The organism is Streptomyces caniferus, assembly GCF_009811555.1.
GTDB lineage: Bacteria > Actinomycetota > Actinomycetes > Streptomycetales > Streptomycetaceae > Streptomyces > Streptomyces caniferus.
This window is the reverse complement of the sequence record NZ_BLIN01000005.1, coordinates 3,643,402-3,663,116: the sequence shown is the minus strand read 5'-3', so window position 1 is coordinate 3,663,116 and position 19,715 is coordinate 3,643,402. Positions and strand designations below refer to the sequence as shown.

The 19,715-nt window shown below is 72.9% G+C and carries 21 protein-coding genes and 1 tRNA gene; 11 read left to right on the top strand and 11 right to left on the bottom strand.

Translation table 11 applies throughout. From position 1 onward, the window contains the following. The first annotated feature begins 54 nt into the window (after positions 1-54). The 5 genes from moaC to Scani_RS32445 all read left to right on the top strand — a co-directional run bounded on the left by moaC (position 55) and on the right by Scani_RS32445 (position 3,015). A complete protein-coding gene (gene moaC / locus Scani_RS32465) occupies positions 55-537 on the top strand; it encodes a cyclic pyranopterin monophosphate synthase MoaC (RefSeq protein WP_159481314.1) in 483 nt (160 codons plus the stop codon). Beyond that, entirely contained in the window at positions 534-1,037 is a 504-nt protein-coding gene (locus Scani_RS32460) for a MogA/MoaB family molybdenum cofactor biosynthesis protein (RefSeq protein ID WP_159481313.1), read from the top strand. Before moaC ends, Scani_RS32460 begins: the two co-directional genes overlap by 4 nt. A gap of 14 nt (positions 1,038-1,051) precedes the next feature. Next, positions 1,052-1,666, top strand: coding sequence for a GNAT family N-acetyltransferase (locus Scani_RS32455; protein WP_159481312.1), 615 nt, complete (start codon positions 1,052-1,054; stop codon positions 1,664-1,666). 151 nt (positions 1,667-1,817) lie between these two features. Next, positions 1,818-2,867, top strand: coding sequence for a divisome protein SepX/GlpR (gene sepX / locus Scani_RS32450; protein WP_159481311.1), 1,050 nt, complete (start codon positions 1,818-1,820; stop codon positions 2,865-2,867). Positions 2,868-2,942: 75 nt separating this feature from the next. Next, positions 2,943-3,015: transfer RNA gene (locus Scani_RS32445), tRNA-Ala, on the top strand. A 236-nt stretch (positions 3,016-3,251) separates the two neighbouring features. Here Scani_RS32445 and Scani_RS32440 read toward each other — a convergent pair. The 9 genes from Scani_RS32440 to Scani_RS32400 form a co-directional block, all read right to left on the bottom strand. Continuing rightward, the gene (locus Scani_RS32440) at positions 3,252-4,091 is read right to left on the bottom strand and encodes an alpha/beta fold hydrolase (RefSeq protein ID WP_159481310.1); all 840 of its coding nucleotides are present in this window, start codon (positions 4,089-4,091) and stop codon (positions 3,252-3,254) included. Further along, positions 4,088-4,516, bottom strand: coding sequence for a helix-turn-helix domain-containing protein (locus Scani_RS32435; protein ID WP_159481309.1), 429 nt, complete (start codon positions 4,514-4,516; stop codon positions 4,088-4,090). Before Scani_RS32435 ends, Scani_RS32440 begins: the two co-directional genes overlap by 4 nt. A 172-nt stretch (positions 4,517-4,688) precedes the next feature. Continuing rightward, positions 4,689-5,252: a M23 family metallopeptidase gene (locus Scani_RS41870; RefSeq protein WP_159481308.1), complete on the bottom strand. Its 564-nt coding sequence runs from the start codon at positions 5,250-5,252 to the stop codon at positions 4,689-4,691. A gap of 122 nt (positions 5,253-5,374) precedes the next feature. Continuing rightward, positions 5,375-6,652, bottom strand: coding sequence for a glycosyltransferase (locus tag Scani_RS32425; RefSeq protein WP_159481307.1), 1,278 nt, complete (start codon positions 6,650-6,652; stop codon positions 5,375-5,377). Positions 6,653-6,852: 200 nt separating this feature from the next. After that, the gene (locus Scani_RS32420; protein WP_159481306.1) at positions 6,853-7,638 is read right to left on the bottom strand and encodes a MerR family transcriptional regulator; all 786 of its coding nucleotides are present in this window, start codon (positions 7,636-7,638) and stop codon (positions 6,853-6,855) included. A gap of 265 nt (positions 7,639-7,903) precedes the next feature. After that, positions 7,904-8,299 carry a GntR family transcriptional regulator gene (locus tag Scani_RS32415; protein WP_159481305.1) on the bottom strand — a complete coding sequence of 132 codons (396 nt, stop codon included), beginning with the start codon at positions 8,297-8,299 and terminating at the stop codon, positions 7,904-7,906. 169 nt (positions 8,300-8,468) lie between these two features. Beyond that, entirely contained in the window at positions 8,469-9,479 is a 1,011-nt protein-coding gene (locus tag Scani_RS32410) for an ABC-2 membrane transporter-related protein (RefSeq protein ID WP_159481304.1), read from the bottom strand. Next, positions 9,476-10,405 (bottom strand): ABC transporter ATP-binding protein, encoded by a 930-nt coding sequence (locus Scani_RS32405; RefSeq protein WP_159481303.1) that lies wholly within the window; start codon positions 10,403-10,405, stop codon positions 9,476-9,478. Before Scani_RS32405 ends, Scani_RS32410 begins: the two co-directional genes overlap by 4 nt. A 135-nt stretch (positions 10,406-10,540) precedes the next feature. Further along, the gene (locus tag Scani_RS32400) at positions 10,541-11,026 is read right to left on the bottom strand and encodes a GNAT family N-acetyltransferase (protein ID WP_159481302.1); all 486 of its coding nucleotides are present in this window, start codon (positions 11,024-11,026) and stop codon (positions 10,541-10,543) included. 65 nt (positions 11,027-11,091) lie between these two features. Between Scani_RS32400 and Scani_RS32395 the strand changes: the two genes are divergently transcribed. After that, positions 11,092-11,895, top strand: a complete 804-nt coding sequence (locus tag Scani_RS32395) for an exodeoxyribonuclease III (RefSeq protein ID WP_159481301.1) — start codon at positions 11,092-11,094, stop codon at positions 11,893-11,895. Between the two features lie 155 nt (positions 11,896-12,050). Here the strand turns inward: Scani_RS32395 and Scani_RS32390 are convergent, their stop codons facing one another. Continuing rightward, positions 12,051-12,560: a stress protein gene (locus tag Scani_RS32390; RefSeq protein ID WP_159481300.1), complete on the bottom strand. Its 510-nt coding sequence runs from the start codon at positions 12,558-12,560 to the stop codon at positions 12,051-12,053. A gap of 355 nt (positions 12,561-12,915) precedes the next feature. On the opposite strand from Scani_RS32390, the gene Scani_RS32385 reads away from it, so the two are divergent. Then, the gene (locus Scani_RS32385) at positions 12,916-14,763 is read left to right on the top strand and encodes an AfsR/SARP family transcriptional regulator (RefSeq protein WP_246296271.1); all 1,848 of its coding nucleotides are present in this window, start codon (positions 12,916-12,918) and stop codon (positions 14,761-14,763) included. A gap of 25 nt (positions 14,764-14,788) precedes the next feature. On the opposite strand, the gene Scani_RS32380 is transcribed toward Scani_RS32385, so the two are convergent. Then, the gene (locus Scani_RS32380) at positions 14,789-15,595 is read right to left on the bottom strand and encodes a MerR family transcriptional regulator (protein ID WP_371872403.1); all 807 of its coding nucleotides are present in this window, start codon (positions 15,593-15,595) and stop codon (positions 14,789-14,791) included. Between the two features lie 203 nt (positions 15,596-15,798). Between Scani_RS32380 and Scani_RS32375 the strand changes: the two genes are divergently transcribed. From Scani_RS32375 to Scani_RS32360, 4 genes are all read left to right on the top strand, one after another. After that, entirely contained in the window at positions 15,799-17,328 is a 1,530-nt protein-coding gene (locus tag Scani_RS32375; RefSeq protein ID WP_159482501.1) for a flavin-containing monooxygenase, read from the top strand. Continuing rightward, positions 17,325-18,320, top strand: a complete 996-nt coding sequence (locus Scani_RS32370; RefSeq protein WP_159481299.1) for an alpha/beta fold hydrolase — start codon at positions 17,325-17,327, stop codon at positions 18,318-18,320. Before Scani_RS32375 ends, Scani_RS32370 begins: the two co-directional genes overlap by 4 nt. Continuing rightward, on the top strand, positions 18,317-19,198 hold the full coding sequence (locus Scani_RS32365; RefSeq protein WP_159481298.1) for an SDR family oxidoreductase: 882 nt from the start codon (positions 18,317-18,319) through the stop codon (positions 19,196-19,198). The genes Scani_RS32370 and Scani_RS32365 overlap by 4 nt, the downstream gene beginning before the upstream one ends. A 217-nt stretch (positions 19,199-19,415) precedes the next feature. After that, complete coding sequence (locus Scani_RS32360; protein ID WP_159481297.1) at positions 19,416-19,673, top strand: hypothetical protein; 258 nt, start codon at positions 19,416-19,418, stop codon at positions 19,671-19,673. Positions 19,674-19,715 lie beyond the last annotated feature (42 nt).

The following is a 19,715-nucleotide window of genomic DNA, read 5'->3' as shown; positions in this document are numbered from 1 at the left end:
GCCGCCGGGGGTACGGTGTCGTCCCACAGGCGGCAGTTTGGTACCGGGAGAACGATGAGCAGCGGCCAGCAACACCTCACCCATCTCGACGCGGCGGGCGCGGCGCGGATGGTCGACGTCTCCGCGAAGGACGTCACCGCCCGCACGGCCACCGCCCGCGGCCGCGTCCTGGTCTCCTCGCAGGTCATCGAGTTGCTGCGGGGCGAGGGCATGCCCAAGGGCGACGCCCTGGCCACCGCCAGGATCGCCGGCATCATGGGCGCCAAGCGCACCCCCGAGCTGATCCCGCTCTGCCACCCGCTGTCCGTCTCCGGCGTCACGGTCGACCTCTCCCTCACCGACGACGCCGTGGAGATCACGGCCACCGTCAAGACCACCGACCGCACGGGCGTCGAGATGGAGGCCCTGACCGCCGTCTCGGTCGCCGCGCTCACCGTCGTCGACATGGTCAAGGCCGTCGACAAGGCCGCGGTGATCTCCGACATCCGTGTGGAGGAGAAGACCGGCGGCAAGTCCGGCGACTGGAGCCGGTCATGACGGCCGCCCGCGCCCTGGTCGTCACCGCCTCCAACCGCGCCGCGGCCGGCGTCTACCCCGACAAGGGCGGCCCGCTGCTCGCCGAGGGCCTGACCGCCATGGGCTTCGAGGTCGACGGCCCGCAGGTGGTGCCCGACGGCGACCCGGTGGAAGCCGCCCTGCGCGGCGCCGTCGCCTCCGCCCGCTACGCCGTCGTCCTCACCACCGGCGGTACGGGCCTCTCGCCCACCGACCGCACCCCCGAGGCCACCCGCCGGGTCCTGGACTACGAGGTCCCCGGCATCCCCGAGGCGATCCGCGCCGCCGGCCGTACGAAGGTCCCCACCGCCGCGCTCTCCCGGGGACTGGCGGGTGTCGCCGGCCGGACCCTGATCGTCAACCTCCCCGGTTCGACCGGCGGGGTCCGCGACGGCCTCGCCGTCCTCGCCGACCTGCTGCCGCACGCCGTCGACCAGATCCGCGGCGGCGACCACCCCAGACCTTCCGGGAGCCCGAGCTGAACGCGCCCTGGCCGGTGGTCCTCACGGACGGAGTGGTGACCCTCCGTCCGATAAAGGCGCGCGACCAGCGGGCCTGGCGCGAGGTCAACCGCCGTAACCGCGACTGGCTGCGCCCCTGGGAAGCGACCGTCCCGCCGCCCCCGCCCGGCCTCGTCCCCCCGCAGCGCCCCACATACCGTCAGATGGTCCGCCATCTGCGGGCGGAGGCGCACGCCGGCCGGATGCTGCCGTTCGTCGTCGAATACCGCGGCCGGCTCGTCGGCCAGCTGACGGTCGCGGGCATCACCTGGGGCTCCATGTGCTCCGGCCATATCGGCTACTGGGTCGACCGGGACGTCGCGGGCCGCGGCGTCATTCCGACCGCCGTGGCGCTCGCCGTCGACCACTGTTTCCGGTCCGTGGGCCTGCACCGCATCGAGATCTGTATTCGCCCGGAGAACGTCCCCAGCCGCCGGGTGGTCGAAAAGCTCGGCTTTCGCGAAGAGGGCGTCCGCCCGCGCTACCTCCACATCGACGGCGCCTGGCGCGACCACCTGGTTTTCGCCCTCACCGCGGAAGAAGTGCCCGAGGGCCTGCTCAACCGCTGGCGCCGGGAGAAGCCGACCGCGCCCGGCACACCCCACAAATAAAATAAATGTTCGAATGTATTCCCTGATTGACCGGATCGGTGGATGCGCTGATCTCTACCATCACAAAAAAGTTCGAGATATCAGCCAGATCGTGCGACACACCGGCCCAATTGGCGGATGGCCCCCTGCAAACCCCTCTACCGTGTGAGTTGTGAGAAGCAGCGGCCTCATCTACGCAGTCATCGTCGGGGCCTGGGCCGCCTACTTGGTGCCGATGTGGCTCCGTAGGCAGGACGAGCTCAACGAGGCCCGTCCGACCGAGCGCTTCAGCACCGCCATCCGGCTGCTGTCCGGACGGGCGGCGATGCAGCGCCGTTACGACAAGGCGCACGGGGAGTTCCCCGCCGACGATGCGGGCGACGACGTGGACCCGGACGCCCCGGCCGACGAGGCCGCCGCCCGGGCCTTCGGCGACCCCGCGTCCGCGGACCAGGCCGAGGCTCCGCACACCCGGGTGCAGTCCGCCCCGCCGCGCCCCTCCGCCGCCGAGCGGACCAAGCGCGCCAAGGTCCTCGCCCGCCGCCGGCGCACCACCACCATCCTCTTCCTCACCTTCACCGCCGGCGCCATCGTCGCCGCGGTCGGCGGCCTGCCCTTCCTCTGGGCCCCCGCCCTGCCCGCCCTCCTCCTGACCGCGTACATCATTTACCTGCGCGCCCAGGAGCGGCGGCGCTTCACCTTCACCATGGACCGGCGCAAGGCGGAGGCGGCGGCCCAGCGACTGCGGGAAGGCCGGCGGCACCGCCCGCAGCAGGCGGCCGACCAGCCGCCCGCCGACGACCACCCGGCCGACGTCCGCACCGACCCCCCGGCCGCCGCCGCCCCGGAACCGCCCCGCCCCGCGACCCCCGCCCACACCGCGGGCCGCCGCGCCCTGGTCGAGGAGACCGACCACGCCGAGTGGGTCGACCAGCAGCGCGAACGCGAACGCCCGCGCCCCGCGGGCGGCAGCTGGGACCCGGTCCCGGTCCCGCTCCCCACCTACGTCACCGCCCCGGTCGCCCCCCGCGCGACCAGCCATGTCGACCTGGACGCCGAGGACGCCTGGAGCTCCGCCCGCTCCAGCTCCGTCCCCGACCACCCCCAGCCCGGCACCCCCTCCCAGGACCGCCCCACCCACCCCGGCCGCCGCACCCGCGGCCGCACCCCCCTCTTCGACCAGTACGAGGACGAGGACCGCCCGCGCGCGGCGAACGAGTGACGGCCCTCCGCTGACCAGCACCGGAAGCGATTTCCGAGCACCGCGACCGAGATGCTAGAGTTTCACTCGTCGCAAGGGCCTGTGGCGCAGCTGGTAGCGCACCTCGTTCGCAACGAGGGGGTCAGGGGTTCGAATCCCCTCAGGTCCACAGCACGTCAAAGCCCCCGCCGGGGATATCCGGTGGGGGCTTTTTCGTGTCGTTGTGGCGGTGGAGTACAGCAACTGCGGGCGGGCCGTTCGGCGGCGGGCGCTTGCCGAGGTTGCCGGACGCTCTGCGCGTCGGCTCCGGGGGATGGGGCCCGGCAAGTCGGGAGCCGTGGAGGGCTGTTCCTTGCGTTGGCGAGGGGGCTGGGGTGTCTCCGTTGTGGCGGATGTGGCGAGGGGTCAGGAGCGGAGGAAGGTCAGGACGGAGTCGGTCTGTCCGAGGATGGCGTGACCTGCGTGGGGCAGGAGGTTCACGGTTGCGTGGGGGAGGCAGTGGCGTATGCGGCGGGCGGATTCGGTGGAGTCGAACATGACGTCGCGGACGCCGGCGGTCAGCAGGACCGGCATGGTCAGGCGGCGCAGTGCGCTGTCGGGGAAGACGGGCAGTCGCTCGGTGCGCGGGTTGAAGTGGGAGAAGGTCAGCATCACCTGGTCGAGGACGTGACGGGCCTCCGGTGTGTGCAGGCCCGCGACGGTGCGGACCGACCGGCGTGCGCCCCAGCGTCCGAAGGGGCGCAGGAGCAGGGCCTTGAAGAGCCAGCCGGTCTTCTGCTTCCCGATGCCGCCGGGGCAGAGCAGGGCCAGGCGGGTCACCCGCTCGGGGTGGCGGGTGGCGTAGTCCAGCGCCACCCAGCCGCCGAGCGACATCCCGACGAGCGAGGTGCTGGTGATCCCGAGGCCGTCCAGTACGTCGTCCAGCCAGCGGGCATGGGAGTCGGAGGACAGGGGCGGGCGGGACGGCGCGCTCAAGCCCGGTTCGCCGATGAGGTCGAGGGCGTAGGTGCGGAAGTGCCGCGACCAGGAGGCGATGTCGTCCTGCCACGTCGTGGTGTTCGCACCCGAGCCGTGCAGCAGCACGAGGGGCGGCGCGTCCCGGGGGCCGGAGACCATGACGAAGGTCTCGCCCTCGCGGGTCGGCACCCGTAGCTGCTCGGCGGGGACCGGCCAGTTGCGCAGGTCCTCCTGGTAGCGCCGCCGGATCTCGTGCGCGCCGGCCTCGGATTTGTAGATCGCACTCATGAGGCGAGTACCCCCTCCATGTAGTCGAACAGCCGGGCGGTGTCGGCCAGGCCGCCCAGGACGATGACCTTCATCCGGGACCGCTCCGCGTCGTAGGCCGTCTCGATCCGCAGGGGGGCGTCCCCCGGGCTGCGATGGGCGGCCGAGCTCATCAGGAGGGTGGTCAGGCGGTCGGCCGTGTGGCGGCTGATCGCGTCGATCTCCACGATGCTCGACACCTCGGTGTGCCGCTGCTGCCCGGCCGTGTCGCCGGGGGCGTTCACCGGGCGGCCGGTGAACGCTTCGAGGTCCTCGTGCGCGATCCGGTACTGCTTGCCGATGCGGACCGCGGGCAGCCGGCCGTCCCGCACGTAGTTGCGGATGGTGCGGACGTGCAGGCCCAGGCGTTCGGCTACCTGTTCCACGGAGTAGAGGCTGTCGGTCATGAAAGTACTCTAACTTCCCTTGTTGAGGGTTTGGTAGGGAAGTTTGAGGAAAGTTGGGGAATGGTGGGGAGGGCTTCCTTGCTGTCCACGTGCGGTGGCGGTCCTGAGGCATGAGCGAGGTCGATGGCTCGCTGCTCGGCGGCCCGCTCATGCGGCCGCGTCGTCCGCGCGGTCAGCGGGTGAAGGAGCGGGAGGTCAGGCGGATGCCGTGTTGGGCGAGGTAGGCGAGGGGGTTGATGTCCGATCCGTAGCGGCGGCTCTTGCGTACCTCGAAGTGGAGGTGGGGGCCGGTGACGCGGCCGGTGGCGCCGCTGTAGCCGAGGCGGGTGCGGGCGCGGACCTTCTGGCCGGGGCGGACGGTGATGCGCGAGAGGTGGCCGAAGAGGACGTAGCGGCCGTCCTTCATCCGGATCGTCACGGCCTTGCCGTAGGCGCCCGACCTCCTGGCGAGGACGACGGTGCCGGAGCCGACGGATCTGACCCGGGTGCCGGAGCGGACGGCGAGGTCGATGCCGGTGTGGTGGCCGGCGCGCCAGGTGCCGCGTACGCCGTAGGGCGAGCTGATGCGGTAGTGGGAGGTCGTGGGGTGGGCCCAGGTGCCGACGGGGGAGGGGGCGGCACCGGCGGCGTGGGCCACCTGGGAGGCCGTCAGGGGGAGGACGGAGCCCATGGCCGCCGTGGCTATGGCGTGGAGCAGCATTCTGCGGAGCGGGGGGCGTTGGCGGAATGTGGTCATAGTGGTGAGCCCACGCCTTGTGGCGGGTGGTCGCATCCCGGGGCGGGTCACCGGGCCGCCGAACGGGTGGAGGTTTGGCCCGGCGGGTGAGCTTCGCTGCCTGCCCGCGGCCTCCGGGTGGGTCATCCCCGCAGGCGTTCGACCGCCGCGAGGACCTCGCCGGCGCCGTCCTCGGCGGCGAGGCGGTGGGCGGCCTCGGCGGCGTGCCGGCGGCGCTCGGGGGCGGCGGTGGCCTGGGCGAGGGCGTGGGCCAGGCGGTCGGCGGCGTTGTCGGCGGACAGCTCGCGGAAGGGGATCGGGGCGGTGGCAGCGCCCAGGGCGGTCAGGCGGTGGGCCCAGAAGGGCTGGTCGGCGGTGACCGGGACCGGGACCGTGGGGACCTTCGCACGCAGCCCCGCGGCGGCGGTGCCGGCGCCGCAGTGGTGCACCACTGCGGACATCCGGGGGAAGAGCAGGGCGTGCGGGACGTCGCCGATGGTGAGGACGTCGGCGTGCTCCGGGGTGTGGCGGGTGGTCAGCCCGGCCCAGCCGGACTGGAGGATGCCGCGCAGCCCGGCCCGGCGCAGGGCGCGTACCGCGAGGGTGCTCACGCGCTCGCCGTCGCCGCCCGCCATGCTGCCGAAGCCGATGAAGACCGGGGGCGGGCCAGCGGCGAGGAAGTCCTCCACTACGGGCGGGAGTTGGGCGTCGGGGGCATGCCAGGGCCACCAGTTCCCGACCACGTCCAGGCCGGTACGCCAGTCCGCGGGGCGGGGCACCAGGACCTCGCTGAAGCCGTGCAGGACCGGCCGGCCGGCGGCTTCGGTGCGACGGCGGACCGTGCGGGGGGCGGCGGGCGGCAGGCCGAGGCGGGTGCGCAGGTCGCGGGTCGCGTCGGCGTAGAGGCGGTCGATGACGCGGAGCGAGAGGCGGCCGGCGGCGCGGTTGCCCCCGCGGCCCAGTGAGCGGCCGCCGCCGACGACCGGGGCGAAGTCGCCGGTGGGGGCGCCGGGCACCAGGGGCAGGTCCAGGGACGGGATGTCCAGCGCCTCGGCGAGGTGGTGGCCGAGGGGCGCGGTGGTGGCGGAGAGCAGGAGGAGGCCGGTGTCCTCGTGGGCCGCGTCGGCGATGCCGCCGCCGAGTTCCTTGATGAAGGCGGCGGCCTGGCGCATGAGGGTGCGTCCGCCGGCGGGGGCGGTGGGCTGTGCCTCTCCGGCGGCGCCGGGCCGGTGGGCGCGGGTGCGGGGGTCGGCCGGCAGGCGGCGGAACTCCAGGCCGGCGGCGCGTACGAGGTCGGCGTAGGTGTCGTGGGTGGCGAGGGCGACCTCGTGGCCGGCCTCGCGGAGCCGGGCGCCCACGCCGGTGTACGGGGCGACGTCGCCGTACGAACCGGCGGCGGTGATGAGGATCTTGTGGGTCATGGGGCGGTCCGCCTTCGGTTCAGGGAGGTGGAGAGGCGTGGGTGGAGGGCGCGCCCCCGGGGTGGGCATGGGGGTGCCGTGGAGGGGGCGAGCCGGGGGGCGTCCTGGTGTGGTGCCCGGGGGCCGTGCGGAACTCGGGGGGCGCCGGGCCGGGCCGTGCTGAGCCGAGCCGGGCCGGGCCGTGCTGAGCCGAGCCCGGCTCAGGCCTCGTGGCGCGAGGAGCGGCGTACGGCGTTCGCGTGGACGGCCGTGTGCAGGTACGGGGCGAGGCCGGGGCGTTGTTCGGTGGCGGGGACGACCAGGGCGAAGGCGCGGGGATCGGTGACGAAGCCGTCGGCGATCCGGGCGTGGACGTCGGTGGGGCACGGGGTGAACCAGCGGGCGATGTGCTGCCGGTGTTCCTCGGCGAGATCCATGGCCCGTGGGCCGTCCGCGGGTTCCTCGGCGTCGAAGGCGGCGATGAGCCGCAGGCGCCAGTCGGCGGCCTCGGCCATGATCGTGGCCCAGTCCTCCTTGGAGTGCGCGGCGGCCCGTGCCATCGAGTGCTGGTAGCTCTCGCGGTGCTGCCACTTCAGATGGGCCTGGGTGGCGTAGGTGAGGTCGAAGGTCACCTCGCCGAAGACCTCGAACCGCTCCTCGGGGGTCAGCTCCACGCCGGTCTGCTGGACCTCCATGGCGTGTTCGGCGACCTCGACCAGCCGCTGCAGTGTGGCGATCTGGCCGGTGAGGAGGCGGTGCCGGGCGCGGAGGTGATCGAGGGCGTTGGCCTGCGGGTCCGCCAGGATGGTGGCGATCTCGTCGAGCGGGAAGCCGAGCTCCCGGTAGAAGAGGATCTGCTGCAGCCGGGCGAGGTCGGCGTCGCTGTAGAGGCGGTAGCCGGCGGGGCTGCGGTCGCTGGGGGAGAGCAGCCCGGCCTTGTCGTAGTGGTGCAGGGTCCGCACCGTGATCCCCGCGAAGCCGGAGACCTGCCCGACCGAGTAGCTCATCACAGCGCCTTTCGTCCCGTCGTGTCCGGCCGGCCCGTCCTTCCCGGTGGGGGTGCCGCCGGTTCGGCGGGGGCCGTGCCGTCCTTCAGGGTGGAACCTGACGTGGGGTGAGGGTCAAGCCGGGGGAGGCGCGAAGTGAGGGGGAGGGCGAAGCGGTGGGGAGAGAGGGCGAAGGGGCGGGGCCTGCCGCCGGTCTGTCCTCCGCCCGCCGGCTCGACGACCCCGCCCGGCTCAGCCGTCCCGCTCGTACCGCCGTCCCGCTCGCTCAGCTGTCCGGATACCGGTCCTGCAGCACCGAGTTCACCAGCGCCTGGACGTCCTCCCGGGCCAGTCCCTCCGTGCGGGCCCGGTCCATCCAGGAGCGGAGCTCCTCGCGCAGCAGGGCGTCCGCCGCGGACTCGGGGCGGGCGAGCGTACGGCTGACGAAGGTGCCGAGGCCCGGGCGCGGTTCGACCAGGCCCTCGCGCTCCAGTTCGCGGTACGCCTTGAGGGTCGTATTGGGGTTGACCTTGGTCGTGGCGGCGACCTGCGCGGCGGTCGGCAGGCGGTCGCCCTCCACCAGGATGCCCAACCGCAGGGCCTGCTGGACCTGTTGGACGATCTGGAGGTAGGTGGCGACGCCGCTGCGGCGGTCGATGCGGAACTCGACGACGCTCACCACCTCTCTGCTGCTTCCGTCGGTGCCGGCCGGTGTGCCGCCGGGACCGTGCTGCCCGACCGCTTGATGATCGGGCTGGTCGCGCCGGGTGTCAAAGCGCCGCCCGGGGGGTTCCCCGTACGGGAGGTACCCGCGGGCCGGCGCCCGCACGGCCCGCCGGGCGCCTCGCCGTTCAGAGCGGCCGCCGGTGTGCCTGCCACACGACGAACGAGAGGATCACGGCCGCCAGCGCCAGCAGGATCCCCGCGCCCAGCCACTGCATGCCCGCCATCTGCCCGTAGTCGAAGTACTGGGTCACCCGGTTGACGATGCCCAGCTTGGCCCGGCAGGCCTCGGCGTCGCCGTGGACGCAGGTGCCGAAGCCGTAGAGCTTGCCGTCGGCGGTGGACACCCAGTCGTCGATCCGCACGGCGGCGGCCGGCAGCCGGGGGCCGTCGCCGTCGTACGGGTAGCTGACGCTGCGCAGTGTGCCGAGGAGCGGGCGCACCTTCTCGGTCCAGACCACGGAGACGAGGGCGGTGAGGACGACGGTGGCCGCCATCGCCGCCGTCACCCGCTTGATCAGCATGCCGAGGGCGATACCGCAGGCGGTCAGGAACAGGGTCTTGGCGACCGGGACCGGTCCGGTGGTGTCGAAGGCGCCGCTCTCCAGCCAGTCACCGTCGGCGACCAGGGCGTGGGCCGGTGACCACAGCCAGGTGAAGGCGGCCGACAGCAGGGTGGTGCACAGTGCGACGAGGGCCAGCGGCAGGCCGAGCGTGGCGGCGATCCAGCGGCCGCGGCTGACCGACTGGGTGGTGACCAGCTTGACGGTGCCGCGCTCCTGCTCGCCCGCGATCAGGGGGGCGCCGAGGAACATGCCGGCGAGTACCGGCAGCAACTCCAGGAACTGGATGTCGTTCTTGAGCATCGTGCCGAAGCTGTTCTGGAACTCGTCGGCCACCGGCCCCCCGGCGGACGCCGAGGCGCCCTTGGTGTGCAGGAAGTCCATCAGGCCGATGCGCTGGTAGGCGAAGGTCGCACAGCCCGCGACGGTGATCAGCAGGGCGATGCGCAGCAGCGAGCGGTGCCGGTGCCAGACCAGCCAGGGCAGGCCGTGCAGCAGGCCGCGTCGGACGGCGCCTGCGGGGCCGCCGTCCGCGGCCGTCCCGACCGGTGCGCCGACGGTGGTGGTCCGGCTCACGCGGCGGCCTCCCGCGGTCCGTCGATACGGGCCTCGTCCGCGATCAGGGTGGGCGCGTCGGGCGAGCGCAGACAGGCCAGCAGGACCTCCTCCAGGCTCGGCGCGAGGGTCTCCCAGCTGTCGGAGAGCGGGCCGTGCGGCCGGACCAGGGCGCTGAACTGCCGCCCGGTGACCCGGGACTCGACCACGGTGTGCCGGGTCCGCAGCTCCTCGGGCACCGTGCCGTCGCCGTCGGCCACGCCCGTCACCAGCACGTGCGCGGGCACCAGCTCATCGGTCTGGCCGGCCATCCGCAGCCGGCCCTCGGCGAGGACGAGGAGGTAGTCGCACATGACCTCCATCTCGGCGAGCATGTGGGACGACATCAGGACCGTCGTGCCGTGCTCGGCGGCCTCGGCCATCAGCAGCCCCGACAGCTCGTGCCGGGCGAGCGGGTCGAGGTCGGACATCGGCTCGTCGAGCAGCAGCAGCGCGGGCCGCTTGCCGAAGGCGAGGGCGAAGGCGACGCGGGTGCGCTGGCCGCCCGAGAGGGTCCCGATCCGCGCGTCGAACGGCACCTTCCCCGACCGTACGATCCGCTCGGCCAGTGCCTGGTCCCAGCGCGGGTTCAGCTCGCGGCCCAGGCGCAGGGTCTCGGCCACGGTGAAGCGCGGGTAGAGGGGCTTGTCCTGCGCGAGGAAGGCGACCCGCTGCAGCACGGCCGGGTCGGAGACCGGGACGCCGAACAGCTTCAGGGTTCCGGTGGTCGGCTGCAGCAGCCGGGTCGCGGTGCCCAGGAACGTGCTCTTGCCCGCGCCGTTGGGTCCGACGAGCGCGCAGATGTGGCCGGCGGGGAGCCGGAAGGAGCAGTCCCGCAGCGCCCAGCCGCGGCGGTACTTCTTCCCCAGTCCTTCGGCCTCGATGGCCCATGGGCTCGGGTCGCTCACCCGGATCCCCCCTTTAGCTAGTTGATTAGTGGAATGAGTATGGAGAGCCGCCGGGAGGCGTGTCAACAAAGGGTGCCGTCAGAAGCGGGGCGAGGGCGGCCGCCCCGGCGGGGCGAAGGGGCGCCGAAGGACCCCTCAGTCGGCCGCGACCAGCGACTTCACCATGCACCGGCTGTCGTCGTAGGTCCGGTACAGCCCGAATTTCCTCTCGACCAGGGCGTAACCGCTGGAGGCGTACAGCTCCAGCGCCTCGGGCTGCTCGGTGCCGGTCTCCAGCACCATGCGGGAGCGTCCGGCGGCCCGTGCGTCCGCTTCAAGGGCGGCCAGGATCCGCCGGGCCAGCCCCCGTCCGCGCGCCTCGGCGACCACGAACATCCGCTTGATCTCGGCGTCGCCGAGCGCGTAGCCCTCGGCCGTGTCCTCCTGGCGCCGCCATCCGCCGGTGGCCAGCGGGCGGGCGCCGTCGTAGGCGATCAGGTACGTACCGTGCGGAGGGGCGAACATCTCCGGGTCCAGCGGTGTGATGTCCCCGTCGCCGTAGCGGCGGACGTACTCCTGCTGCACCAGTGCGTCGAGCGCCACCGCGTCGGGGTGGTCGTAGCGGACGGTACGTATCTCCATTCCGGAAATCGTACGGGCGGGCGGCCGCCGGGCGCCACGAGGTCCGGGATGGGTATCGTGCCCGGATGCTCACCGTGACCACTGTGAATGTGAACGGCCTGCGTGCCGCGGCCAAGAAGGGCTTCGTGCCGTGGCTGGCGGAGACCGCGGCCGATGTGCTGTGCCTCCAGGAGGTGCGGGCCGAGGCCGCTCAGCTCCCGGAAGAGGTGCGGGAGCCCGCGGGGTGGCACACCGTGCACGCCCCGGCGGCGGCCAAGGGCCGGGCCGGGGTCTCGCTCTGCACGCGGCGGGAGCCGGAGCGGGTCCAGGTGGGCTTCGGGTCGGCGGAATTCGACGACAGCGGGCGGTACGTCGAGGCGGACCTGCCCGGGGTGACCGTCGCCAGCCTCTACCTGCCCTCCGGCGAGGTCGGCACCGAGCGGCAGGACGAGAAGGAACGCTTCCTGGCGGAGTTCCTGCCCTACCTCGTCGACCTGCGCAAGCGGGCCGCGGCGGACGGCCGTGAGGTGGTGGTGTGCGGCGACTGGAACATCGCCCACCAGGAGGCCGACCTGAAGAACTGGAAGGCCAACCAGAAGAAGTCCGGCTTCCTCCCCGAGGAGCGCGCCTGGCTGAGCGATGTCCTCGACGAGACCCGCGGCGGCTATGTGGACGTCGTCCGCGGCCTGCACCCGGACACCGAGGGCCCGTACTCGTGGTGGTCCTACCGGGGCCGCGCCTTCGACAACGACGCGGGGTGGCGCATCGACTACCAGCTCGCCACGCCCGGCCTCGCCCGGCGCGCGGTGAAGGCCTGGGTGGAGCGCGCGGCCGCCTACGACCAGCGGTGGAGCGATCATGCGCCGGTGACGGTGGTGTACGAGCGCTGACCCGGACCGCCCCGTGATCCGCGGGGTGCCCCCGCCGAGGTGGGGCGCCCCCCGGGGGAATTCGAGGGCGCCCCGGCTCGGGGGCGGCCCGCCGGGATGTGCGGCGGGCCGCCGTCGACCGCCGGAAGGCCGGTCGCGAGGTGGAGCGGGGTGGGTCAGGGGCGGGAGAACTTCACGTAGCCGCCGTTGTCCGGGCGGTCGAACCAGCCCTTGAAGGCCCAGTTGATGTAGCCGCCGTCGCCCTGGTTCGTGAACTCGCCGTCCTCGAAGACCCAGATGCCGTAGACGACGCCGTCATAGGTGGCGGAGCCGTACGCCTTCACGCCGTTCAGGTGCTCCTCGTAGGGCTGGCTGAGGTTGTGCACCATGACGTTGTACTGGCCGCCGCTGGCGTAGAACGCCGACTCCATCAGGTTCTTGACGAAGCCCTCGCGGTTCTGGGCGGTCTTGATCGACGACTCGATCTTGTTGGCGATGCCGAGCACGTCGACATTGAAGTTCAGGTTGGCGTTGGCGCCGACATCGACGGGCGATTCGCCCGCGGCCGCGGCGGCGGCGACCGGCGAGGCCGAGGCCGTTGCCGGGAAGGCGACGGCCGTGCCGCACAGCGCCGCGCACAGGGCTGCCGCGGCGATGCTCTTCTTCAGCACGTTCTTCGTGGACATGGTTTCTCCTCATGGGTACGGATGGTCAGTCCGCTCCGCTTCCCGGGCCATCGGGCGGCGGAGGCCGGGCCGGCCGGCGGCCAGGGGAGGGCCGCCGCGACCGGCGCAGTAGTGATGCTTCGCCGCCCCGCTCATGATTCGCTCACATGTTGCTCATGACGTCCGCAACCGCCACTGACCTTTCGTCAATACCGTGAATTCGTCCATATAGTGAGAGTGGAAAGGCGAAACGGAACCTTGTGTTCCCGCCCGTGGTCTTCCGAGGCAAAAGGGCGGTTTCCCGTGCGTCCTTCGTCGGCATCAACTTGAGGGCACAATGGTTCAGTTGCGGCTACTAGGGCCGGTTGAAATCGAAGTGAACAATGACCGACTGCTGACCCTGGGAACGGGCCGACTGCGCACCGTGGCCGCAATTCTGATCAGTGAGGTCAATCAAGTCGTCCCGGTCAACAGAATGATCGACCTCGCCTGGGACGCGGATCCGCCGGCCAGCGCGAGAGGCGTCGTCCACAATCACGTGCACCGCCTGCGCCGGCTGCTGGCCGGCCATGCCGAACTCACCACCCGTGGACAGGGATACGCCCTGATCGCCGATCCGTGCGCGGTGGACGCCAACCGGTTCCAGGACCTGGTCTTCGGCGCTCGGGACGCCGAGCCGCGGACCGCCGTCACGATGCTGCGCCAGGCCCTGGGCATGTGGCGGGGCGAGGCGTTGGCGGATGTGCCCGGCGACCGGGTGCGCCGGATGCTGGGCACCGGTCTGGCCCAGGCCAGGGTGGCGGCGCTGCAGGATCTCGGGGCGAAGCTGCTGGTGCTCGGCCGCTACGGGGAAGTGGTCACGGAGTTGACCGCATGGCTCGCGGAGCATCCCCTGCACGAGGAGCTGAACGCCCTTCTGATGCGCGCGCTGCAGGCGAGCGGCCGGCAGGCCGAAGCCCTCGACCACTACCACCGGACCAGGCGGCAGTTGAAGGACCAGCTGGGCATCGATCCCGGTCCGGCCCTCGACGAGGCCTACCTGGCGGTGCTCGGCCAAAAGCGCGCGGGCGCGCCGCGCCCGGCCCGTCCCCCCGAGGTCGGTCCGGGCCCGGCCGCCCCCCAGGCCTCCGGCCGGCTGCCGGCGCCGCGGCCCGCCGTCGCCCAACTCCCGCCCCCTATAGGCGACTTCTGTGGCCGCGTGGCCGAGCTCGCGACGCTGGACCAGCACCTGGACCGGGTGCCGGAACCGGGCTGCGTGGTGCTCGCGGGCGGGGGAGGAGCCGGCAAGACCACTCTGGCGGTGCAGTGGGCGCACCGCCTCAAGGACGCGTTCCCCGACGGGCAGCTCTTCGTCGACCTGCGGGGCTTCGAGCGGCCCCCGATGCGCGCCGGAACCGCGCTGTCCGCGTTCCTGCGGGCCCTGGGGGTGCCGGAGGCGGAGATCCCCGACGCGGTCACGGAGCGCTCGGCGCTGTACCGCTCGCTGCTCGCCGGACGGCGGATGCTCGTCCTGCTGGACAACGCCGGCACGGCTGAACAGGCCCGCCCGCTGCTGCCCGCGACACCGGGCTGCCTGGCGCTGGTGACCAGCCGAAGACGTCTGAGCGGGCTGATGGTCCACGACGGGGCCGCACTGGTCACGGTGGGACCGCTGGCCCCGGCCGACGCCCTCCAGCTGCTCGGCAACGCGCTGGGGCCGGAGCGTCTGGCGGCGGAGGGGGCCGCCGCCAGGGGACTCGTCGAACGGTGCGACCGGCTGCCGCTGGCGCTGCGGATCGCCGCGGCACGGCTGATGGCCCACCCCGACTGGTCGCTGGCGTGCTGGACGAAGAAGCTGGCCGACGAGCGCCGCCGGCTGCCCGAGCTGTCCGCACCCGAGGCCGATCTGTCCGTGGAGGCCAGCCTCTACCGCAGCTACCGGGCGCTGTCGAGCGGCGCCGCCCGGCTGTTCCGCATCCTCGGACTGCACCCCGGCACCTGTGTGGGCGTCCCGACCGCGGCGGCCCTGGCCGGTCGGGAGGCCGAGCGCACCCGGCGGCACCTCGCCGAGCTGTGCGACGCGCATCTGCTCGCCGAGCAGGCGCAGGGGCACTATGTCTGGGCCGGGCTGGTGCGCAGCTATGCCGCGCAGCTCGTCGCGGCGGAGGAGACGCGGTCCGAGCAGGACCTGGCCGTACGGCGCCTGCTCGACCACTTCCTGCGGTCCGGGGCGCCGTGCGGCTGAGGCGCGCCCGCCCGCCGGTGCGCGGTCACGTCCCTTCCTGGCCCTGCTCCCGCAGCCACTGCGCCAGCTCCGCCCGGACGCGGCGGTCCACCGCCATGGAGAGCTCGGCCTCGACCACGCCCTTGGTGAGCGGGCGGAGCTTCTCGAAGGTCTCGGCGATGCGGTCGGCCTCGTGGGGGCCGGGGGCCTCGCCCGCCGAGGCGCGGGCGAGGACGTCGGACAGGACGTGGGTGCGGATGAGGGTGGCGAAGACGTCGGCGAGGGCGTCGGCGTGGATGCGTACCTGGCGGCCGGCTTCGAGGACGGCGGCCAACGGGATGCCCTGGCCGACGAGTTCGGTGGAGGCGTCCAGCAGGCGGCGGCTGATGTGGACGAACTCGTCGCCGTCGACGGCGAGGTAGCCGATGTCCAGGGACGTGGTGAGGTTCTCGGCGGTGATGTCCTCGCTGAAGTGATCGGCGAGTTCCTCGGGGGAGAGGCGGACGCGGGTCTCCTCGGACCAGGGCGGGACGAGGGGGTTCTCCAGGCCGAGCAGTTCGCCCACGTCGCGGCCGGTGTCGAAGGCCGAGAGGAGTTCCGCGATGCCGCCGAGGGTGTGGCCGCGTTCCAGGAGGGCGCCGATGGTGCGCAGGCGGGCCAGGTGATGGTCGTTGTACCAGGCGATCCGGCCCTCGCGGCGGGGCGGCGGGATGAGCTTGCGCTCGCGGTAGAAGCGCAGCGTACGGACGGTGATACCGGCTTCCCTGGCCAGGTCGGCCATGCGGAATTCCCGCGCCGGGGGGTGTGCCTCGGGTTCCGTGAGCGCGTCCTGGGGATTTTCGTTCGCTGCCACGGGCCCAGCCTATGCCGGGGGTGCGACGCCGGGGCCTGGGACGACCGGCGGTAACTCCTGTCGCCCACCCCCTACCGCTCGGTACGTGGCTGCCCTACTCTCCCACTGTGCCAGTGATTACTGGCGCGATAGGGGCGGTCGTGGTGTCGGACGTCGCGGCCTCGAAGATGGCAGTGGAGTACGTCGAACCGGGAGGCGGCTATATGGCCGAGCGCGAGCGCAGGCATGTGCGGGTTGCGGTGATCGGATCGGGCTTCGGTGGTCTGGGCGCGGCCGTCCGGCTGCGGCGCCAGGGGATCACCGACTTCGTGATCCTGGAACGGGCCGACGCGGTGGGCGGCACCTGGCGGGACAACACCTATCCGGGATGCGCGTGCGATGTGCCCTCGCACCTGTACTCCTTCTCCTTCGCGCCGAACCCCGAGTGGCCGCGCAACTTCTCCGGGCAGCCCCACATCCGGGCCTACCTGGAACGGGTCGCCGACACCTTCGGGCTGCGGGACCACCTCCGCTTCCGTGCCGAAGTGCTCAGCATGCGCTGGGACACCGAGGCGCTGCACTGGGAGGTGGAGACCGCCGCCGGGCCGCTGACCGCGGATGTCGTGGTCTCCGCGACCGGGCCGCTGTCGGACCCCAAGGTCCCGGCCGTCCCGGGGCTGGACACCTTCCCCGGCAAGGTCTCGCACTCCGCCCGCTGGGACCACGACGACGACCTGCGCGGCAAGCGCGTCGCCATGATCGGTACGGGCGCCTCGGCGATCCAGATCGTGCCGGCCATCCAGCCGGACGTGGAGCGGCTCACCCTCTTCCAGCGGACCGCGCCGTGGGTGCTGCCGCGCGCCGACCGCAAGATCACCGCGGCCGAGAAATGGCTGCACAGCACGTTTCCCGCGACCCGGGCCGCGCGCCGCGGGCTGCTCTGGGGCATCAGGGAGATGCAGGTCAGCGCCTTCACCAAGCGCCCCGACGAGCTGGGGCTGATCGAGTTCCTGGCCCGCAACCATATGAAGAAGGCCATCAAGGACCCGGTGCTGCGGGCCGCGCTGACCCCCGACTACCGCATCGGCTGCAAGCGGATCCTGCTCTCCAACACCTATTACCCGGCCCTGGCCCAGCCCAATGTGGATCTGGTCGCCGCCGGGCTGAAGGAGGTCCGCGGCAGCACGCTCGTGGGGGCCGACGGGAGCGAGGTGGAGGCCGACACGATCGTCTTCGGCACCGGCTTCCACGTGACGGACCTGCCCATCGCACAGCGGGTGACCGGCGCCCACGGGACGACGCTGGCCGAGGAGTGGAAGGACGGCATGTCCGCGCTGCGCGGTGCCAGCGCGGCCGGCTTCCCCAACTTCCTCACCATCATCGGGCCCAACACCGGCCTCGGGAACAGCTCGATGATCCTGATGATCGAGGCGCAGCTGAACTACCTCGCCGACTTCATGCGCCAACTGGACGTCCTCGGCCCGAAGATCGCCCTCGACGCCCGGCCGTCCGCCGTACAGGAGTGGAACCGCCGGATCCAGCAGCGGATGGCGCGCACGGTGTGGAACACCGGCGGCTGCGACAGCTGGTATCTGGACAAGAACGGCCGCAACACCACCGCCTGGCCGGGCACGACCGCGGAGTTCAAGAAGGTCACCCGGCAGGTCGACCTCGCGGAGTACGCGGTGCTGCGCCCACCGGCCGGCAAGCCCGCGGACCGGCCCGCCGGCCCCCGGACGGAGGTGGCCGCATGAGCCGCCGGCGCGGATATGTCACCACCGGCCCGTACGCCCCGCCGGTGCCGCATACGACGCTGCCCGTCGTCTCGGCCGACGGCGCCCGGCTGTACGCCGAGGTCCACGGCCCGAAGGACGCGCCGGCCGTCGTCCTGGCGCACGGCTGGACCTGCTCGACCGCCTTCTGGGCGCCGGTCGTCCGCGACCTGGCCGCCGATCACCGGGTCGTCCTCTACGACCAGCGCGGCCACGGCCGCAGCCCCGCCGCGGGCCCTGCGGGCCACAGCACCCATGCGCTCGCCGACGACCTGGTGGCCGTACTGGAGGCGGCCCTGCGGCCGGGCGAACGCGCCGTGGTGGGCGGCCACTCCATGGGCGGCATGACGATCATGGCCGCCGCCGAGCGGCCGCAGCTGCGCGAGCGGGCCGCCGCCGCGCTGCTGTGCAGCACCGGCAGCGCCGATCTGCCCGCCGAATCACGGGTGTTCCCGCTGCGCAGCCCGCAGGGCCGCCGCCGCGCGCACCGGCTGATGCTGCACTCGCGGGCGCCGCTCGGCCCCGTTTCGCCGCTCGCCAAGAGCGCCCTGAGGTACGCCACCATGGGCCCCGGCGCCACCGCCGAGCAGATCGAGGCCTGTGCGCGCATCGTGCACGCCTGCCCGCCCGGGGTGCGGGCCCGCTGGGGCAGGGTGCTGTCCGGTCTCGAACTGACCGGCGGGGCAAGCAGGCTGGAGCTGCCGACCGCGGTCGTCGCGGGCACCGCCGACCGCCTCACCCCGCTCGTGCACGCCCGCCGGCTGGCCTCCGTCCTGCCGGACTGCCGCGGTCTGACCGAGCTGCCGGGCCTGGGACACATGACGCCGATCGAGGACCCCGCGGCGGTCGCCGGCCGGCTGCGCGCGCTCGTCGAGGACCATCTGCGGCCGGCGGGCACCGACACCGACACCGGGGAGGCCGCGGCCGCCGAAGTCCCCCGCTCCGCACGGCAGAAGAAGGAGAAGACGGCATGAGGACGAGCAGGAACCTGGAGGGGCAGGTCGTCGTCGTCACCGGCGCGGCCCGTGGGGTCGGTGCGCTGCTGGCCCGGAAGCTGTCGGCGCGCGGGGCGACGCTGGCGCTGGTCGGCCTGGAGCCGGACGAACTGCGGGGCGTCGCGGCCTCGCTGCACGGCCCGGCCCACCACTGGCACGCCGATGTCACCGACCACGAGGCGATGGCCCGGGTGGCGGGCGAGGTCAAGGACCGCTTCGGGAAGGTCGACGTGGTCGTCGCCAATGCGGGGGTGGCGACCGGCGGCCCGTTCGCCGACTCCGACCCGGTCTCCTGGCGGCGGGTCATCGAGGTCAACCTCATCGGCGGCGCGGTCACCGGCCGCGCCTTCCTCCCCGCCCTCATGGCGTCCCGCGGCTACTTCCTGCAGATAGCCTCGCTGGCCGCGATCACCCCGGCGCCGATGATGACCGCCTACTGCGCCTCCAAGTCGGGCGTCGAGGCATTCGCGCACAGCCTGCGCGCCGAGGTCGGCCACAGGGGCGTACGGGTCGGGGTGGGCTACCTCAGCTGGACCGACACCGACATGGTGCGCGGCGCCGACCAGGACGCCGTCATGCGCGAACTGCGCTCCAGGCTGCCGTGGCCGGCGAACAAGACCTATCCGCTCGGCCCCGCCGTCGACCGGATCGTCGCGGGCATCGAGCAGCGTTCCGCCCACGTCTACGGGCAGTGGTGGCTGCGCGGGATGCAGTCGCTCCGCGGGTATCTGCCCGCGCTCATCGGGTCGGCGGGCCGGCGGGAGATGCGGCGGTTCGGGGACCGGCTGGACGGCATGCGGGTCGGGCTGGTGGGCGCCGGCGGGGAGGCGGACGAGAAGGCGCGGGCGGACCGGTGAACGGGGCGGGCAGCCGTCCCGGCAACCGCCCGTGAACTGCCCTGAATCGCCCCCCGGAACTGCCCGGTGCGCTGCCGCCGAGCTGTCGGCGAGCGGCCGGAGAGCGGACCTTGTGTGTCACGGAGCGTAGTCAACCGTGATCGAAATGCGAGCAATGTCCGGGCGTGTCACGCTGAACGGGGCCCAACCCCCCTACACCCCACTAGGAGTGAACAGCATGGGCATCAAGGACCAGTTCCAGGACAAGGCCAACGAGCTCAAGAACCAGGCGCAGGGCGCCAGGAGCGACGCTCGCGAGCAGGGCAACGAGCGCGGTGGGCAGCGCCAGGACCGTGAGCACGGCGGTCAGCGCCAGGACCAGGACCGCCGTCAGGGCGGCCAGGAGCGTGGCCAGCAGCCGCGTGAGCGTGGCCAGCAGGGCCGCCAGCCCGCCCAGGACGCGATGGACGCCGCCGAGGGCCGCTTCCAGAGCTGAATTGGCTCGTCCTGAACCTCACGCGCGGCGACGTACGCGCCA

What these genes read in the sequence shown, in the direction of transcription:
- moaC (WP_159481314.1), top strand. Translation starts at nt 55, where the DNA reads ATGAGCAGCGGCCAGCAACACCTCACCCATCTCGACGCGGCGGGCGCG.
- Scani_RS32460 (WP_159481313.1), top strand. Translation starts at nt 534, where the DNA reads ATGACGGCCGCCCGCGCCCTGGTCGTCACCGCCTCCAACCGCGCCGCG.
- Scani_RS32440 (WP_159481310.1), bottom strand. Translation starts at nt 4,091, where the DNA reads ATGAGTGCGATCTACAAATCCGAGGCCGGCGCGCACGAGATCCGGCGG.
- Scani_RS32435 (WP_159481309.1), bottom strand. Translation starts at nt 4,516, where the DNA reads ATGACCGACAGCCTCTACTCCGTGGAACAGGTAGCCGAACGCCTGGGC.
- Scani_RS41870 (WP_159481308.1), bottom strand. Translation starts at nt 5,252, where the DNA reads ATGACCACATTCCGCCAACGCCCCCCGCTCCGCAGAATGCTGCTCCAC.
- Scani_RS32425 (WP_159481307.1), bottom strand. Translation starts at nt 6,652, where the DNA reads ATGACCCACAAGATCCTCATCACCGCCGCCGGTTCGTACGGCGACGTC.
- Scani_RS32420 (WP_159481306.1), bottom strand. Translation starts at nt 7,638, where the DNA reads ATGAGCTACTCGGTCGGGCAGGTCTCCGGCTTCGCGGGGATCACGGTG.
- Scani_RS32400 (WP_159481302.1), bottom strand. Translation starts at nt 11,026, where the DNA reads ATGGAGATACGTACCGTCCGCTACGACCACCCCGACGCGGTGGCGCTC.
- Scani_RS32395 (WP_159481301.1), top strand. Translation starts at nt 11,092, where the DNA reads ATGCTCACCGTGACCACTGTGAATGTGAACGGCCTGCGTGCCGCGGCC.
- Scani_RS32390 (WP_159481300.1), bottom strand. Translation starts at nt 12,560, where the DNA reads ATGTCCACGAAGAACGTGCTGAAGAAGAGCATCGCCGCGGCAGCCCTG.
- Scani_RS32375 (WP_159482501.1), top strand. Translation starts at nt 15,799, where the DNA reads ATGGCCGAGCGCGAGCGCAGGCATGTGCGGGTTGCGGTGATCGGATCG.
- Scani_RS32370 (WP_159481299.1), top strand. Translation starts at nt 17,325, where the DNA reads ATGAGCCGCCGGCGCGGATATGTCACCACCGGCCCGTACGCCCCGCCG.
- Scani_RS32365 (WP_159481298.1), top strand. Translation starts at nt 18,317, where the DNA reads ATGAGGACGAGCAGGAACCTGGAGGGGCAGGTCGTCGTCGTCACCGGC.
- Scani_RS32360 (WP_159481297.1), top strand. Translation starts at nt 19,416, where the DNA reads ATGGGCATCAAGGACCAGTTCCAGGACAAGGCCAACGAGCTCAAGAAC.